Consider the following 329-nt stretch of genomic DNA (forward strand, 5'->3'; position numbering starts at 1 on the left):
ATGGATGTTTTAAGTTCTCAAAACAATTTAGCTGGCTATAAAGCGGTTATTCTTGGAGCTTATGAAATGACTAAAATTTTCCCTCTAATGATGACTCCAGCAGGAACAATAACTCCTGCAAGACTTCTTGTCTATGGTGTTGGTGTTGCTAGATTACAAGCTATTGCTACAGCAAAGCGCTTAGGAGCAGTGGTAGAAGCAACAGACATTCGTCCAGAAACCAAAGAGCAAACAGAGTCGTTAGGAGCAAAATTCATATCTGTTGAGAATGAGACGGAAGATGTTTCTGAAGGAGGATATGCCAAAGTAGCTTCAGCCGAATATCTAAA

General features: G+C 39.8%; 1 pseudogene. It reads left to right on the forward strand.

Annotated elements, in window-relative coordinates:
- Positions 1-329 (forward strand): annotated as a pseudogene (locus ACRHOC_RS14760) (NAD(P)(+) transhydrogenase (Re/Si-specific) subunit alpha); the annotation flags it as partial.

It is taken from the genome of Winogradskyella poriferorum (assembly GCF_050618035.1).
Taxonomy (GTDB): domain Bacteria; phylum Bacteroidota; class Bacteroidia; order Flavobacteriales; family Flavobacteriaceae; genus Winogradskyella; species Winogradskyella poriferorum_A.